Raw genomic sequence first — 16,792 nt, 5'->3', positions numbered from 1 at the left:
TCAGGGCAGGTTCATCAACCGACAAAACCGCCATTGTCTTTTGCAATGACCCGGAACTTGTCTCGACGGACACCCCGCACGGACGCTTGGACTTTTTACAGATAATCGGCATCACCGCGGGTGAACTTGGCGATCTTCAAACGAAGAGTATTTCCCCCCAAGCCCTGATCGACAAGAAGGCAGTCAGTCATCCACTTCTGATCACGGCACTTGTTGAGAAGTAATACTTCCGTATTGCCAGTGATCACTAAGGCAGACGTTCATCTGTCAGCGGAGCCCGTCCGCTTCGTCCGCACTGCGGATTTCTGGCTCCTGGGCGACGCTGCGCGGTCCTGTAAAAGTCCGGTTTGGGGAAGCTGCCCTGCGGCGTTGGAGATCTAGGCGAACGGCAGGTCAGGGCCGGTTGCGTCATCCTCCCCTTCCGGCCGACAACGCAGTCCGCCGCAACGCGGCGTCATCGTTTCGAGCACATATTACCGAACGCTCCGCTTCGCGCGAACGGCCAGTTTCGCATCGTTTTTTGCCCGAGCACAAAGCAACTCTTGACCCTGACATTAGTGTCAATGCGCTACGCAGGCCTCTGATCAACTTCGGACGATAGGAGACAGAACATCATGGCGAGTAACAGTGCATGGCAAGGAAAGGTCGCCATCGTCACCGGTGGGAGTTCCGGTATCGGTTTGGCGACAACGACTGAACTCGTGGCAAAAGGTGCGAACGTACTTATCACGGGCCGCAAAGCAGAGAAGCTGGCCGAAGTCGCAGCATCCGACGACAAAATTGAAGCACTACTGATGGACAGCTCGGAAGGAACCAGCGGACAGCAAATCGTTGAAGCTGCGATGTCCCGTTGGGAGCGTATCGATTTGATTGTGAACAACTCCGGTGCTGGCCAGCTATTGCCGGTAGAAGACTATGATCCTGAAGTCATTGCAAAGATCTCAGCGGTCAACATCCTCGCCCCGTCGCTGCTTGTGAGGGCGGCGCATGCCGCGTTGCGAGAGAGCAAGGGGGCAATCGTGAATATCGGCACAGCTGTCTCCCGTAGTGCCGCCCCTGTTTTGGCGCATTACGGCGCCACCAAAGCCGCTCTGGAGCATCTGACAAGATCCTGGGCCGTCGAATTGGCAAAGGATGGAATTCGCGTGAATGCGGTTGCACCTGGACCGGTAAAGACCGGTGCATTGACCGGCTTCATGGGTTTGCCTGAGGAGATGGCCCGAACAGTCGAGGCGCAGGAGGCGGCACAAGTGCCCTTGGGCCGCCGGGGAATGACGTCTGACATTGTGCCTTGGATCTTGCGGCTTGGAAGCTCTGAAAACGAATGGCTAACGGGACAGGTGCTGACTGTAGATGGAGGTTGGTCGTTGCGATCCTGACCCACAGGCCGGGTTGCAGACGGCTGCACCCGGCCCAAACTTGATTTGCACCTAGGGCGTTTACATATACGTCGACGTCGAGGGAGGATTGTGTATGCAAGCAAAGGAAGCGGCGGATCGGCTCGGGATAACTCAGCGGATGTTGCGTCACTACGAGCGAGAAGGTCTTCTAGAAGTCAGTCGCACTCTGAATGGCTATCGCAGTTATAGCGACTTTGATCTGCGAAGAGCTGGCCGCATCCGCGACTTTATTGCGACCGGTTTCTCGACCCGTGAAATTCGCGCGATGAGCGCGTGCCTATCGGATGACGGTGCAGGCCCGTGCGAAGGTGGCATCGAGAAGTTGACCGACAAGCTTGAACATATCGATCGGCTCAGAGCGGAGCTCGACGAAAAACGCTCGGCAGTCCTCGACAGGTTAGCGGCGCTGCGGAATGAACTATCAATCCTGAGCCACAATTGAGTTGCGATGTGGCAACGTTCGCTAAGTCCGCTCTTCCGATCTTGGCGTAAGAGATCACGCTGCACGATGCCACCGATGGTCGGTTTGGAGAAGCCGCACTGCAGTGATGACCAATCCGGCGAACGGGAGGTCAGGGCTGGAGGCGACGTGGGCAAGGTACGGCGATGCCATCGCTTCTAGCGTACTTGCTTAGCTCCAAGACAAACAACTCCTATGGTTCTCTAGGAGAATGGCACCAAGAACACACCTAATAGCGGTTCCGGACGCATCTGGAACTAAGGGTTGAGTCCTTTGCGCCAGAAATTGCAGTACCGTTGGTGCGTTTGTGCATTTTAGTGCGCGTCATCCTACGAACCCATAAAGTGAAGAGAGCAATGACCACAATTACCTTGCAAGGCACCCGTGTAGATTTTGTCGATGGTGAAACCAGCGCCGTGAGTACAGATACTGCCGTGCTGACCATGCCATCCAAGAACGCCACCTTCTCGTACTCTATTGATTACGTGGATGAAGGCGTGCCGTATGTCGAGGTTGACGATAATCTCATTCAGGCGGTCATAGCGGGTTACCCGCTTTCTGATCTCGAGGCATATGCAGAGGTCGAAGCTTTTGTTGTCAAGGTGACCTGGTCGGAAGGCACAACAACTGTATTCGGGCTCAACTGGGAGACCAGTGATGTCAATGACAGTGACCTCTATTTCGTGCTGGATGGTCCGGCTCTACCCGAGGTAACAACCGCAGCGGGTTGGGAGGCTTTTGACGCCACGATTACCGCGGTTGGCGCGGCAACCGGGCAGTTCGCCGCTGGCCAGGACATTCGATGGACCGAGTTCGACGACTACGAGATCACAGAGGAAGATGAACTCTACGGCACCAACCGTCGCGATACGTTGAGCGGCGGGATCGGTGACGACTATTTCGTCAGTTCCAAGGGGAACGACACCTACAACGGCGGCAAGGGCTATGATCAGGTCACCTTCAACAACGATCCTGGGGGCGTAGTTGCCAACCTTCTGAAGGGTACCGCAACCGATGGCTGGGGCAATACCGATACCCTCAATAGTATCGAGATGCTGCGCGGCTCGGCCTATGACGACAAGCTGATAGGAAACAATGGCGGGAACATCCTGCGTGGTCTTGCCGGCGACGACCTGCTGAACGGCGGCAAGGGCCGTGACGAGGTCCGTTATGACCGTGATGACCGCTATGGCGGCGACAGCGGTGTAACGGTGAACCTGCAGAAGGAGTTTGCCACAGACGGCTTCGGCGACCGAGACACTGTGCGGAACGTCGAGAATGTGCGCGGGTCGGACTACAACGATCGGATCATCGGCGACGGCAAGGCGAACGAACTCGAGGGTGAGGGCGGGAGCGACAAGCTTTACGGCATGAATGGTCGGGACAAGCTTTTTGGCGGGGCCGGCCGCGATCTTCTCAACGGCGGCAACGGGAACGATGACCTCTACGGCAACGGCGGTGCGGACAAGTTCGTGTTCAAGGGCAATTTCGGCCACGACACGATCCACGACTTCCAGACAGGTGGCACCAAGGAGCGCATCGACCTCTCGGCCATCGACGAGATCAGGTCATTCCGAGATCTCAAGAACAACCACCTGACAAAGGTGGACGGCAACGCGGTGATCACCGACGACGACGGCAATACCATTACGCTCGACGGGGTCGTCAAAGCCGACCTTTCCGCCAACGACTTCATTTTCTGATACGGCGCGGCCACTACACGACAAACATCCCTCGCGCCAGCCCGGCGCGGGGTTTACAGTAGCTTGGTAACTAGCTTTTTGCCTGGCGAACGCCGGAGCCTGAAAAGACGCAAGCGTCAGGCCAGATGATACGCTCGACCGAGCCAGACCCGCACAGGTTCTACTTCTGCCTCGCGCAGGGTTTCTCCCTGTTTTCCTATTCCTGCACCGTTGACATCCTGCGTGCAGCTTCGCTGATCCAGTCTGACGTTGTTTTCGAGTCCCGCGTGGTTTCCAATACCAGGGACATCATCGTCGCGGGCAATGGGACCCAGATATTGCCAGACATCCAGGTCGATGACATGCGCGCGCCGGGCACGTTTGTCGTGATCGCTGGCACGGGAGCCACCCGACAGGATCTCGCCGCCGAGAAGAGCGCAGTCCGCAAGGCATGGGCTTTCGGGCTGGAGATCTGGGGAGTCTCGTCGGGTGTCATACCTCTGGCCCAGTCCGGGTTGCTGCAGGGACGGGTCGTCGCAGCACATTGGGATGACGCCCCGTTTCTGCGCACGCATTTCCCAGGGATCCAGATATCGGACAACATCTACGAAACCGGACCGAAACTTTCTACCTGCGCAGGCGGCGCGGCGGCTGCCGACCTCGCTTTGTCACGAGTAAGTCAACTCCTGGGACCTGAGGCGGCAAGGGGTGTTCTGACGCTGCTGAACATCGAGGGCCACCGAGAAGGACGGACCGGACAGCGGGGGTCTGCTGCGCAGCTCTTCCCGTCTGAGAACGCGCACGTTGTGGCGGCAGTGCAGCTTATGACGCGGTCCCTCCGGCAGCGTGTCACCATCGCGCATATCGCAGCGACGCTGGGATTGTCCCAGAAGCATTTGGAACGGCTGTTTCGTCTGGAGTTCGGAGTGACCCCTAAAACCGCTTACGAACGTCTCCGGCTCGAACAGGCCCGGCGTGAAGTCCTTGTCGGCCGTATGCCGATCAGCCAGATTGCGCAGGCATACGACTACACCAGTTCAACCTTTGCGTCGAAATACAGGACGCAGTTCGGGCTGAGCCCGCTCCGTGACCGGCAGCTCTCTTCGATGATCCGCTGACATTGCCCTTGCTGGCACGAGTGTTTCGAATGTCGATTTTCAGGGCGGCGATGTCGATTTCCCGAGTATCTTACCTGCACACCACCTTGTCATGATCCGGCACAATCTGGCGGGCGTCTTGTCCGCCAATGTCGAGGAGTGCCTCCCATGCGTCCGCCGTCTAAGTCGAACATCATCCTGATCCTCGCCGATGACATGGGGTTCTCCGATCTTGGTTGCATGGGATCGGAAATCCGGACGCCCAACATTGACCGACTTGCCGCTGGGGGCCAGACCTACACCGCGATGTATAACTGCGCCCGCTGTTGTCCGACTAGGGCCTCACTACTGACTGGTCTCTATCCCCACAAGGCCGGGATTGGGCACATGACAGCGAGCTACGGCAGCGAGGCTTACCAAGGTTACCTTCGCAATGATGCTGTCACCATCGCCGAGGTGTTGCGATTGGCCGGCTACCGCACCTTGATGAGCGGCAAGTGGCATGTAGGGGGAAGTTACAAGCCACGGGAGAGCGATCTCTGGCTGCCAGGCGACGTGACCCATCCAACTCCGCGACAAAGGGGTTTTGATCGGTTCTTTGGAACGCTCGATGGCTCCGGCAGCTACTTCTTCCCGCACTACATCGGCGAAGACGATCACCGGGTCGATATCGAGCAGGACGACTTCTATATGACCGATGCGATCACCGAGAAGGCGGTCGAAATGATCGGAGACGCCGTCAGCGATCACAAGCCCTTCTTCCTCTATCTCGCCTACACGGCCCCCCATTGGCCTCTGCAGGCACATGAGGAAGATATCGCACGCTACCGTGGCCAGTATCGTAAGGGATGGGACCACCTGCGCACATCACGTCACGAGGAGATGCTGAGCCGTGGGATGCTCGAGGGGCGCTGGGATATCTCTCCCCGCGATCCCGAGGCCCATCCGTGGATTGACGAGAAACATCAGGACTGGGAAGACAGCCGCATGGCGACATATGCCGCGATGGTCGACAGCATGGATCAAGGCATCGGCCGCGTCATGCGCAAGCTGCGTGACCTCGGGGTCGAGAAGAATACTCTTGTTCTGTTTCTCTCTGACAACGGTGGATGTGCCGAGTTCCTGGCCGAGGAAGGTTGGGTCAATTCCTATCCCGACAGCTCCCCTCGCGGGGAAGAAATCGTCCAAGGTAACATCCCTGACCTAACCCCGGGGCCGGGCACAACGTTCCAAAGCTACGAGACAGCATGGTCGAACGTCTCGAACGCCCCATTCCGGATGCACAAGACCTGGGTGCATGAAGGTGGCATATCCACGCCTCTCGTTGCCTACTGGCCCGAAGGCATCGCCAGCCCCGGTATTGTGCATGACGCACGCCACGTATCGGACATCATGCCGACTATTCTGGACGTCACTGGGGCGAGCTATCCAAAGGATTTTGGCGGTGTAGGGGTGCAGAACCTTGATGGGGAAAGTCTGATTGATACGTTCCGCAACATCTACCGACAGCGCGAACAGCCAATCTACTGGGAGCATGAGGGCAACTGCGCAATGCGCGATGGCGACTGGAAACTTGTCCGCGAGTTCGGTCAGGACTGGGAACTCTACAACATGAGGGTCGATCGGACTGAGCTCAACGACTTGCGCCACAAGGACCCGACCCGCGCAGAGGGGATGATCAAGGCCTACGAGGATTGGGCGAACAAAGTCGGAGTAGTCGATTGGGCCATCGTCCAAGCGCACCCTGACATGGACTGGGTCAAACCGGAGAAACCTGTTGGATAGCGAGGTCTGGTGTTCCTATCCCAGCTTCATTTGGTTGCCCAGTCGATGACATTGTTTGTCGTGGTCAGGAAGTGCGACTTCCAGACTAAGCAGTTGGTACGCTGCCTCCGTCTACTACCACCTCGGTCCCAGTTATCGTTCCCGCGCGGGGAGAGGCCAGAAATGCGACTAGGTTCGCGATTTCTTCAGGCGTGCTTGGGCGCCCGATCGGAATGCCGCCGAGAGCTTCCATGATTATCTGTTTTCCGCCTTCGAGATCGGTGCCAGCCTCCTGCGCCAGCCGCTCTGCAAGTCGGATAGAGGCGTCCGTTCCGATCCAGCCGGGTGCTACGCGCACGACCCGAATACCTTTCGGGGAAACTTCCTTCGACAGGCTCTTGCTGTAAACCGAGAGGGCGGCTTTCGCCGCGGCATAGCCGGTGGTGGAAGCGGGTAGTGGCATCTGCCGCTGGATCGACGTGACGTGGATCACGACCCCGGAGCGTTGCGCCAGCATCCCCGGTATCAGCGCCCGGTCGAGCCGAACGGCCGGCATCAGGTTCAGGTTCAGCTCCGCTTGCCACTGTGCTTCCCCCAAGGCCGCAAAACCGCCTCCCGGCGCTGACGAACCGCCAATCATGTGGACGATGATATCGACGCCTCCCAGGCGGTCCTTCACTGAGCGGGCGACGGTTTCACATCCCTCGAGCGTAGTCAGGTCGGATTTGACGAAAATCTCGGGCGGCATACCCTCAGGGCGCGAACGGGCTGTCGTAAGCACGTCTGCCCCCAATTCACGAAAGAGCGCGACGGTTGCCGCTCCCGAGCCCTGCGTTCCTCCGGTAATGAGGGCACGCTGACCTGCAAGTGTCAGAAAATCTGGCATCATTCGATCTCCAGGGTAGAGATCCGGTTACCAGAAAGACCGAACTTAAACGTCAGGTCGGCAGGGCTTCCCGGAAAATTGCCTCTGACCCGCGCGAGAACCAAGATCTTGCCCGAGGCTTCGGTCAGTTCCAGTGGCTCTGCACTGTGGTCGTATTTGGCCTTGGCGTCTTGCCACCACCTGAGGATCTGTTGCGGTCCTCGAAGTGTTTGCCCTTCGTCTCGGACCTCCGCGTCCGGCGCAAAGGCCGCCGCCAAGGTTGAGGCATCCTGCGGGGCGCGTGATGAAAAGTATCTTTGTATCGGATCGGGGAGGATCATGGGATCAGTCCTTTCGAGTTGATGCACCAAAGATAGAGATCGACTTAAGTTGCGATAAGCGGGATAAACTTGGATGTAATAATGACGGGATCGGGATAATGGATGATGTTGGTTTGAGGGGGCTGGAAGCTGTTCTGGCTATCGCTCGCCTTGGAACGTTCCGTGCTGCGGCCCTTGACCTTGGCATGTCTACCACGGCGCTTTCGCATTCCATTCGACGCCTTGAGTCAGACCTTGGGGTGCGGCTTTTCAATCGTACTACCCGCAGCGTCTCGCTCACCGATGCCGGTCGGGACTTCATTGGGAGAGTCTCGCCTGCCGTGGCCGAGATCCGTGGAGCGATGGAACGAGCTCGCTCGCAACAAGTGACACCTTCGGGATTGCTGCGCCTCAACGCATCAGCCCAGGGCGGGCAGGCGATTGCGCCACTGATGTTGCAGTTTTTGCGAAGGTATCCCGAGATGCAGATCGACCTCGTAACCGAAGGCCGGCTCGTGGATATCGTGGCCGAAGGGTTCGACCTGGGGGTGAGACCGGCAAATCTGGTCCCGCGGGACATGCTCGCGGTGTCCCTCGGTCGGCCACAGCGTTATGCCGTGGTCGTTTCGCCCGAGTGGTTAGCCGCCAACCGCGCTCCGATGACGCCCGCTGATCTGCCCTTGGAGGATTGTATCCGCGTGCGTTTGCCCAACGGTGCGATGTTCAGGTGGTACTTCGAGAAAGACGGTGAGGTGGTGCAGGTCGATGCCAAGGGACGGCTCACCATTGATGAACCCGGGATTGCGCGGACTGCGGTGATGGCCGGTGTCGGGATAGGTTTCTTTATCGAACAGGATGTCGCTGAGGACATCAATGAGGGGAGTCTGATCCGCGTTCTTGAAGAGTGGACACCGCCACGTCCCGGCTTCTCGCTGTATTACCCCGGTCGTCGCAACCCATCAGCAGGTTTCGCCGCATTTGTCGCGATGGTTCGCGAGGAAGCTCGACTGCAGGCGCGTACCGCTGGGGTTTAGATGAGTGCGAGGGAATGTGATCAGCCAAGAGGCTGGCGAAAAGTGCATGGTTCTGTGCTGCCATGAGATGGTTCAGGACGAGGCGAGTTAATCGAGTTTTCCTCAATCTTGGACTTCAGGCTTGATGCTGCCGGACCATGCGAAGACCGCGGATTGGCATCAGCAATCCATTTTGCAGTTTCGCCATTTGTTCATGATTTGTCCTGTAAAATTCTCGACCTAGTTTGCTTGAACTGACTGCATTATCGCGTGATTTAGGTTCTGGCGCCGCAAGGCTTGGGGGTTCAAGTCCCTTCACCCGCACCATACTGATTTTTCAGAAGAAATTGCTGAGACTGTGGCTGGTTTGCGGGCGGCGCATTTTGAAGTCTTGAAATTTTTCAGACGCGAATTGATGTGCTTGATCCGCTTCTGAACATCTCCGTCTCGGTCGAGCGGACCTAGATATCTCACGTTGCAACACCTGCTGTCGGTACTTCTTAGCCATACCAAGAGACTTGTGACCGAATACGGCCTCGAGCGCAGAGGCGCTGCACCCGGCTTCTGGCAGGGCTCTCACAGCGGTAGGGCGCAGGCCGTGGATTGCGACGTCATCTGCTTTGATGTGCTTGCGAAGGGGTGTCCTGGTGGCCGCCAAGCCCAGTTAATGATCAGATCCCGTTTGGCGGGCATCTTCCCTCACTCGAAACCGGCAGACGCGATCGTTCTTCGAAAATTTTCAAAGAATTCTCTGAACCGAACCTGTATCGGCTGCGACTAACTTAACACATTAACGCATGCAAAGGTCGAACACAGTGCAATACGAAGACTACAAGCCCGCGCCGGTCGCGTTCAGCAGCTCGGACCTCAAACGATTTCTCGAACGGCTCGGGATTCCGGTTAACGGTGGAACCCTCAGCCTGGCCCTGGCCATCGACTTTGCGATGCGCCGGGGGGAGCGCACGTCGGCGGAGGCCGCGGCGCAGCGATTGATCAAGCTTTTCCGGAACACCCCGGCCCCTGAGGGCGACACCGTTCTCCGGCGCGAATACAATAGCAATGCGCTCGACCCCGCAGCACCTGATGCCAAGCTGATCGAAGGTACGCTGGCGTATTACGACTCCATGCAGACCACGCTGCAGACCGCTGACCCCGAAGAAAGCCTCGGCGAGATCTACAGCGACGACATGATGAACCGCATCATGAGAACGACTGGTCTGCCCGATGATCCGCTGATCAAGCCCTTTCTGAGGATGATCGGAGAAGCCTATGCGACAGGCGGTGAACATGCGGCGCGGGAGCAGGCACAGGTCCTGATGTCGTATCTGGTCGTGGACGGCTATGTCGAAGAAGCCGATCGCGACGGGATACTCGACCGAGTGATGAACTTCGTCGGGGCGGTCGAGACGGTCACAGATCAATTCGGCGACCCGGATGGAAATGAAGATTTCTACGAGGAACTGCAGGAAGGCGACGACACCGCGCCCGAAGAGGGCGAAGTCGACACCTCCCTGAAGGTCGAGAATGACCGCCTGAGGGAAGAGGAAGACCGCCGCCGGGAAGCAGAAGACCTCCGCGCCCGCGAGTTGAACGATCGTGTCGTCGCGGAAACACACCTGCGCGAGCTGCAGCTGTTTGCGGACTTGTCTCTGCGCGAGGGCGGGTATCTCCAGCAGTCTGGCTTGAACCTCGACAACGAGGAAGATGCCGCGCTGGCAGAGCAGATCCGGATCGAGATGCGCCAGATCGTGATCTTGCCCAGTAACCTGACGCGCGAAGGGATGGAGCAGGTACAAGCGTCGCGGGCCAAGATCGAAGAGTTGGCCGCTCGGCTTGCTGCAAGAACCGCTGCCGAGACAGACGACGTGGCGGACCTTGCCAGCGAGATTGCCCGCCAAATCGTTCAGGAGGCGACCGGAATAGCGAAGGATATCGAAAGGCAGATCCCCGGGATCATGAAAGCGGTCGAAGAGGAACTGCGGGCAGAGGCGGACGCAGCCACAGCACCTGCTGCACCCCAGGATCGGCCCGATCCCATGCGCGCTGAAGCCAGGGAGGACAATCCTGATCCATCCGAAACCACCGACCCGGACGTTCAGAAGGTTGCCGTTGCCCTGAAGGAAAAGGGCTTGAGAGAGGCGCAACAGGTCGCCGCGCAGATCGCGAGGTTGGCGCAAAAGGACGGCCCTCTGCCAGTTTCCCCCAGGGACTTTGTCGAAGACCTGCTGGTCCGGGCCCAGGCCTTCAACACTGCTATGGACGAATACAATCGCAAGGAAATGGCGGCTCACCGGCAAGCGCAGAACGAGAAGAAGGCCGCCACGGAGGCGCGCCCGAAAGCCGAAGAGGCGGGTGTTGAAGCGCAGCCCCGCAATGACGGCGCAGAGGGCCGCGCTCCGAGTTTGTCGGACTACCGGGGCGAGATGCTGGAGATTTCGTTCCTGCAGGCCGAGGGCAGCCCGGAGGAAGCCCGCGCCGCCGCAGACAGGCTTGCTGAAAGACTGCGCGGGTTTGGCGGCGATCTTGCCTGGATCGATGGCGCGATGATCCTGAGATACGTCGAGCGCCAGGACAAGAAGGCAAGCGATGCGCGCGCCGCAGAGGCATCCGCGAAGGCTGATGAGGACAGCGACGACGATGACAGCGATCGCGCGAGCTGGTTTCTGTCAATGGCGCTGAGAAAGGACGACAGAAGTGTGCAAATCTATGATGGCCTCGTCCGCGCACTCATCCGCGGCGACAAGAAGGCCGCGGGCACGCTGGCCAAGGCACTCGCGAACCATATCCTGAAGATCTTCAAGATAAACGTCACATTGGTGGAAATGCTGACCGCCATCGTCAACGCCGCCAGGCAGGACGCAAAGGCGAAACAGGAGGAAACGCCGGAAACCCCGTCGGACCGCGGTCATGATGGTGACCGTGACGACAAGGGTGACGGCGCGGACGGTGCCGCGGGTGCGGTGACGGCTGAAACAGAGAAAGGCACCGACGACAGCCAGACCAAGTACGACATGGGCACGGTCAAGAAGGTCGACTGGCCAGCCATCCTGAGCGTCTACAACATGGACCCGGAGGAAAGCGAAGCGGTGGCTGACGTGGCGAGGCTGATCGTCAGGAAGGGTATGGAGTCCTCCGGGGTTCTGAAATCCGCCAAGGACCTGCTGACCCGCTCCCGCAAGAAGGTGAAGGGTGCCAAGGTGAAGAACCACTTGCACCTCGTGGCCGCCATCGAGGATGCGATGATCAAGAAGACCGAGAGCAAGAAGGTGCTCAAACCTCTGAAATTCGCTGACATTCCAGAAGACATGAGTGACGATCTGTCAGTCTGAACGCGTTTCAGAGCCCAAGAAACCCGCGCGCGGAGAGCTGCCGCGCGCGGGTGATTTTCTTAAACACAGGTGTTTCGATTGCGGGGAGGGAAACTGCAGCGTTTCGGTCTGATGTGGAAATCTGGCATGGATTCAAGATCGTCTTGAGAGGCGGCACTCCCGGTTTCAAGTCTATCGGCAGGACAAGTTTTGGCCGAAGGCCGCAGGCAGGGTGTGATTGGTCATCTATCTGAGGGGCCACCAACGATGACAATCAAGGGGAGCATAAATCCAGGCTTAATTATTTGCCTTGGAAACTAATTGCATTTGTCAGCGCATTATGTTCGCTCGTATGCTGAGGAACTGGTCTGTGAGGTCGGGGCCGTGTAAATTCGACCTGTTCATGTGACGACCTGGGCGACGGGCGGATTTGATCGTCTGCTGCGGTGCCACGTCCTCCCGGCAGCCATTGCCCTGCGGTCACGCCTGCCTCCGGTTTCGGGCGTCGGAATAAGACCTCCGAATCTCTGTCGGGGTCTGTATGGAATTCCTGGGAGATGCGCTCGGCTGTTCTTTATTTTCGGTCAGGGATCGCGTTTCGAGGTAAAATATATTTTTCCGATGGAATTAATTAATGGCGGCCTCACATGCCTTGGTTAGGTGTCATTCGGGTCAGGGTTTCGATGGTTAGTGACCTGTTTCTGAACGGTTAAGATTTGTGTGTGAGGCTGGAGTTTCAGCGTTCAACCGTGCCCTGCGGTTGCGTGATGCCCGTATGGCACACCAAAAATGATTAGAAAATGAGCAGCGGCGGGAGAGCAAAGAGATCGTCGCGAGCGGGAAATTGCCGATGGAGTTGCGTAGGGATTGCGAATGGGTCATGGAGCGGAATTGCATTTCCAAATAGGGGAGCTTTTGTTTCCCCGAAACACCACTCACACGAAAGGCTGACTACAATGACTCTGGCTGACCTCGAAAAGATGACGAAGGGCGAGCTTGAAACGCTGATCAAGGATGCGCAGAAGGCGCTGAAGAGCGTGGATGCGCGTCAGCGCAAGGCTGCGCTGGAGGCGGCAAAGGCCGCGGCGGCGCAGCATGGTTTTGATCTTGGCGACCTGACCGAGGCGAAGATCGCGAAACCGAAATCGCCCGCGAAATTCCGCAATCCCGAGAATGCCGAGGACGAATGGTCTGGCCGTGGTCGCCAGCCGCAATGGTTCAAGGACAAGATTGCCGCCGGTGCCGCACCGGAAGACATGGCCGTCTGATTTCCGAATTGCACCGCTGATTGGGCGTCATCATTTCAGGTGATGCAGGATCAGCGGGTTCGGATTTGCGTTCCGTCGTGCCGCCGCCTCACTCAGCGGCGGCCGACCTTGGCGACAGCCATGCAGGACTGTCGCGCTCCCGCCTCCCGAAATCAGAAGGTTCCGTCCTGCGGGACACCCCAGCCAAGGCGCGTGCTTTGTGCGCTGTGTCCGTACCGGCGCGCGGCGGCCCGTGCCGCCGTCACGTTGAGCGCCTTGGGGTCCTGCCGCCATCGCGCGGCGATCAGGCCGGCCAGCAGCCCGCAACTGGCGGAGCTGCCGGTGTTCATGACATGCGCATCGAGGTCTTCGCGGAAGTAGGAGGGGGTGCAGAAGAGCGGCTGCGGAGCGCTGCCGATGGGGACCTCCGGCGCGCCCTGCGACGAGGCGCCGATCCATTTGCCGGTGGTGTCGCAGGCCCCGGCGTTCAGCACGTTCGCCAGCCGGTTCGGATACCAGATGCCCCGGCCCGGGCCGCGATCATAGGCGCTGGCCTCGGGGTCGGGCGTGAACTGGCCGGTGTTGCCCGCGGCGAAGACCACGGCCACGCCCTCCTGACCGGCCAATGTCTGGACGATGTTGTTGAGCGGGTGAGCCTCTCTGTCGGTCAGGCTGCCGAGGGGGCTTTCCCGCAGACGGTTCTTAACGCCCCAGGCGTTCACGATAATGAAGCGGTCGAGGTTTTCGGGGTCGGAGAGTTGGTCCTTCTTGGACCAGATGGCGAGGGCCTGCAGAAGGAGTTGCAGCGCGGTGCCGATGACCGCGCCGACCCGGTTGGGAATGACGGGCACGTCATAGAACCTGATCCAGGGATCGTCGTCATCTTCGAGCCCGCGGTTGTCGCCGGCGACTGACAGGATGTTGCGCACGATCATGTGGGCGTGCCAGTTGGGCATGGACCGGTACCGGTGGCGGTGCTCGAGCGGCAGTTCACCGGTTTGTGGCTTGGGCGAGAGCGGTACGGTCATGCCGGTCGGGCCGATTATGGGATAGGTGTCCCAGACCACGCCGCGATAGGTGCCGGGGCCGCCGAGTTCATTCACGTAATGGGCGTCCATCCCCTGATCGACGACAAACACATGGACCCGGTTCTTGCGTTCGGGCGCGGCGGTTCTGCCGATCCTTGCGAGGGCCTCGGTGCGGCGCTGGAATGTCGCGCCGCCGTGCCGTCCGGGGTCGCGGTGCTGCTGTGCGGGGGCGCCATCCGCGGCAAAGTTGATCCTCAGCCCGGTCACCGGCACGACGAAGTCCTTCAGGATGCCGGGGTCGGCCCTGAGCGGCACGAAGGCCCCGCGCGGTCGCGCGTCCTCCTCGGCAAAGCCGGTGTCGGGGTCGTAGGCGAAGAACCTGTTGGGGTTGGGGGTCGAGGCGGCGATGACGAGCCCGATGGGGGTCGGGGTGTCGCCACCGTCGACGTCGCTGTCGCGGAAGTTGTCCCCGATCAACTGGTTCGCGCCGAACTTGAGGTTGACCTTGGCGAGGGCGTCGGGCGTCAGCAGGTCGAGGAAGTCCAGTTCGTTCGAGGACGTGAAGAAGCTTATGAGGTCGGGGCCGACATCTGCCCGCAGCTGGTCCACCACGGTTTGCGGGTCTTCGTACAGGAGAACGTATTCCGGCGTATCCATCGAAGTGACCTCCCCGGCGCCAGTCCAAAAGAGTTAGATTTCATGAATCGCCCTTTGATTGTATACTAAGACCTAGGATTTTGCGAATTTGCATTCTTTTCGGGGGCGCCGGAGCGATCCGGTCGTCGAGAGCCATTGTGATCAGGGACGTCAACCTCAGGATCACTGAAACTCGCGACGCAGATGCGCGGTACAAGACGTGCGCCATCGCCTTTCTCGATATCGTCGGTTTCTCCAAGCTGATGAGCAGCGACGAGCTGACCACCTTCGACCAGTGGGAAACCCTGCGCTTTGGCCTCGTGATGCCGCTGCTGGAGGCGCATGGCGGGACCTTCGTGAAATCGACCGGAGACGGGGTACTTGCGACCTTTGCGACCGCGGCGGCCGCGCTGGCATGGGCGACGGCGCTGCAGCGGGAGGCGCGGGCGCGCGGCGAGGGTCTGAGGATGCGGATCGCGCTGAACTTTGGCGCTGTCATCCACGACGCCGAGGGCGATATCTACGGGGACAGCGTGAACGTGGCGGCCCGGCTGGAACACCACGCGCGCCCCGGCGGGATCGTGATCACCCGGGAGTTGCGCGACAGGCTCTCCGATACCTCCGACCTTCAGCTTGCCCCGGCGGGTACGCTGCGGCTGAAGAACATCGAAAAGCCGGTCGAAGCTTGGTACCTGACGGTCGATGCGCGCAGTTTTGCCGATCAGGTGACGCGGAGCGGGCAGCGCCTGCCTTCGATCGCGGTGCTGCCGTTCTCCTCGGACATGGAAGACCCGTATTTCCTGAACGGGGTGGTCGATGACCTGATCGCGTCGCTGGGCGGAGTGCAGGAACTGGACGTGATCGCGCAGTCTTCCGTGCGGGCGCTTGGCGCACATGCGGAACTGGGCCCGAGCGACATAGGGGAGGCGCTGGGCGTCGACTACCTTGTCTGCGGGTCGTTGCAGCGCAGCCCGGGGCACCTGCGGACCGAGGTGGAGCTGATTGAGACCCGCACCGGCATGGTGGTGACAACGGAGCGATCCCGGTTCGCCGCCGATGCGCTGTTTCATGTGCAGGACCAGCTGATCGAGAAGATTGTGGCGATGATCGCCCCGGAGGTGAAGCGCGACACGCTGCGGCGCGCGCTCCGCCGCCCGCCGGGGAACTTTACCGCCTATGAACAGATGCTGCGGGCGCTCGACAAGGTCTCGAGCCTGAACCGCACCGACTTCGAGGCCGCGCGCACCTATCTGGAGGCTGCCATTGCCGCCGATCCGGGGTTTGCCAACCCCCACGCGTGGCTGGCGAGGTGGTACACGATCCGCGTGGGGCAGGGGTGGTCGGAGGACCCTGCGGCGGACAGCGCGGCGGCGCTTGCCTCGGCGCAGCGCGCCATCCGGCTCGACCGGCGCAATGCACTGGCGCTGGCGTCCTTCGGGCATGTCACGGCCTATACGGCGCGCGACTACGACACCGCGATCGACTATCTCGACCGCGCGGTGGCGGCTGGTCCGAACAACCCCATCGCCCATACACTGCGCAGTGTGACCCTCAGCTTTCTCGGGCGCGGCGAGGAGGCGCGGCAGGAGGCGGAGAAGGCGCTGCGCCTGTCGCCCTTCGACGAGCAGCTGTTCCAGTTCTTTTCGTTCCTGGCCCTGGCCTGTTACGTCAACGGCACCTATGACGAGGCCGAACGCTGGGGGCGGCGGTCGCTGGCGGAGAACCCGAATTACTCCAACACGATCAAGGTGCTGGTGGTGGCAACGTCGGCGGCGGGCGATCTCGACGCGGCGCGTTTGCATGCCGAGCACCTCATGAGGGTCGAACCCGATTTCAGATTATCGCGCTATCGCAAGGGTCGACCGCCCTTTGCCGAGGATTGGCGCACCGACGCATTGATCGAACATTTCCGTGCAGCGGGGATCGCGGACTGAATTTCTGAAGCTGAACATTCGTCATCACGAAAGGATAC

13 protein-coding genes are annotated in these 16,792 nt (G+C 59.7%); 10 read left to right on the top strand and 3 right to left on the bottom strand.

Features of this window, described 5'->3' with window-relative positions:
• The 6 genes from DDT93_RS19480 to DDT93_RS19455 form a co-directional block, all read left to right on the top strand.
• Positions 1 to 224, top strand: a 224-nt coding sequence (locus DDT93_RS19480; protein ID WP_198654913.1) for a suppressor of fused domain protein, incomplete at its 5' end; no start/stop codon positions are given.
• 390 nt (positions 225 to 614) lie between these two features.
• The gene (locus DDT93_RS19475) at positions 615 to 1,379 is read left to right on the top strand and encodes an SDR family NAD(P)-dependent oxidoreductase (RefSeq protein ID WP_109467541.1); all 765 of its coding nucleotides are present in this window, start codon (positions 615 to 617) and stop codon (positions 1,377 to 1,379) included.
• A gap of 94 nt (positions 1,380 to 1,473) precedes the next feature.
• Entirely contained in the window at positions 1,474 to 1,842 is a 369-nt protein-coding gene (locus DDT93_RS19470; RefSeq protein WP_109467540.1) for a MerR family transcriptional regulator, read from the top strand.
• A 374-nt stretch (positions 1,843 to 2,216) separates the two neighbouring features.
• Positions 2,217 to 3,563 carry a calcium-binding protein gene (locus DDT93_RS19465; RefSeq protein WP_109467539.1) on the top strand — a complete coding sequence of 449 codons (1,347 nt, stop codon included), beginning with the start codon at positions 2,217 to 2,219 and terminating at the stop codon, positions 3,561 to 3,563.
• A gap of 125 nt (positions 3,564 to 3,688) precedes the next feature.
• Positions 3,689 to 4,660 (top strand): GlxA family transcriptional regulator, encoded by a 972-nt coding sequence (locus DDT93_RS19460; RefSeq protein WP_109467538.1) that lies wholly within the window; start codon positions 3,689 to 3,691, stop codon positions 4,658 to 4,660.
• A 147-nt stretch (positions 4,661 to 4,807) separates the two neighbouring features.
• Positions 4,808 to 6,424 (top strand): arylsulfatase, encoded by a 1,617-nt coding sequence (locus tag DDT93_RS19455; RefSeq protein ID WP_109467537.1) that lies wholly within the window; start codon positions 4,808 to 4,810, stop codon positions 6,422 to 6,424.
• An 85-nt stretch (positions 6,425 to 6,509) separates the two neighbouring features.
• Here the strand turns inward: DDT93_RS19455 and DDT93_RS19450 are convergent, their stop codons facing one another.
• A complete protein-coding gene (locus DDT93_RS19450; protein ID WP_109467567.1) occupies positions 6,510 to 7,289 on the bottom strand; it encodes an SDR family oxidoreductase in 780 nt (259 codons plus the stop codon).
• The gene (locus DDT93_RS19445) at positions 7,289 to 7,609 is read right to left on the bottom strand and encodes a nuclear transport factor 2 family protein (RefSeq protein WP_109467536.1); all 321 of its coding nucleotides are present in this window, start codon (positions 7,607 to 7,609) and stop codon (positions 7,289 to 7,291) included. Before DDT93_RS19445 ends, DDT93_RS19450 begins: the two co-directional genes overlap by 1 nt.
• Before the next feature lie 98 nt (positions 7,610 to 7,707).
• Here DDT93_RS19445 and DDT93_RS19440 point away from each other — a divergent pair, with 98 nt between their 5' ends.
• The 3 genes from DDT93_RS19440 to DDT93_RS19420 all read left to right on the top strand — a co-directional run bounded on the left by DDT93_RS19440 (position 7,708) and on the right by DDT93_RS19420 (position 13,177).
• Positions 7,708 to 8,622, top strand: coding sequence for a LysR family transcriptional regulator (locus DDT93_RS19440; protein WP_109467535.1), 915 nt, complete (start codon positions 7,708 to 7,710; stop codon positions 8,620 to 8,622).
• 794 nt (positions 8,623 to 9,416) lie between these two features.
• Positions 9,417 to 11,930, top strand: a complete 2,514-nt coding sequence (locus DDT93_RS19425; RefSeq protein WP_109467532.1) for a hypothetical protein — start codon at positions 9,417 to 9,419, stop codon at positions 11,928 to 11,930.
• Positions 11,931 to 12,865: 935 nt separating this feature from the next.
• Complete coding sequence (locus tag DDT93_RS19420; protein WP_232825508.1) at positions 12,866 to 13,177, top strand: H-NS histone family protein; 312 nt, start codon at positions 12,866 to 12,868, stop codon at positions 13,175 to 13,177.
• A gap of 152 nt (positions 13,178 to 13,329) precedes the next feature.
• Here the strand turns inward: DDT93_RS19420 and DDT93_RS19415 are convergent, their stop codons facing one another.
• The gene (locus DDT93_RS19415; protein ID WP_109467531.1) at positions 13,330 to 14,841 is read right to left on the bottom strand and encodes a S8 family serine peptidase; all 1,512 of its coding nucleotides are present in this window, start codon (positions 14,839 to 14,841) and stop codon (positions 13,330 to 13,332) included.
• A 137-nt stretch (positions 14,842 to 14,978) separates the two neighbouring features.
• Here DDT93_RS19415 and DDT93_RS19410 point away from each other — a divergent pair, with 137 nt between their 5' ends.
• Entirely contained in the window at positions 14,979 to 16,754 is a 1,776-nt protein-coding gene (locus DDT93_RS19410; protein WP_157960233.1) for an adenylate/guanylate cyclase domain-containing protein, read from the top strand.
• The last annotated feature ends 38 nt before the right edge of the window (positions 16,755 to 16,792 follow it).

Origin of the sequence: Albibacillus kandeliae (assembly GCF_003116585.1) — a bacterium.
Classification (GTDB): domain Bacteria; phylum Pseudomonadota; class Alphaproteobacteria; order Rhodobacterales; family Rhodobacteraceae; genus Albibacillus; species Albibacillus kandeliae.
This window is presented reverse-complemented; position numbering and strand designations above follow the sequence as displayed.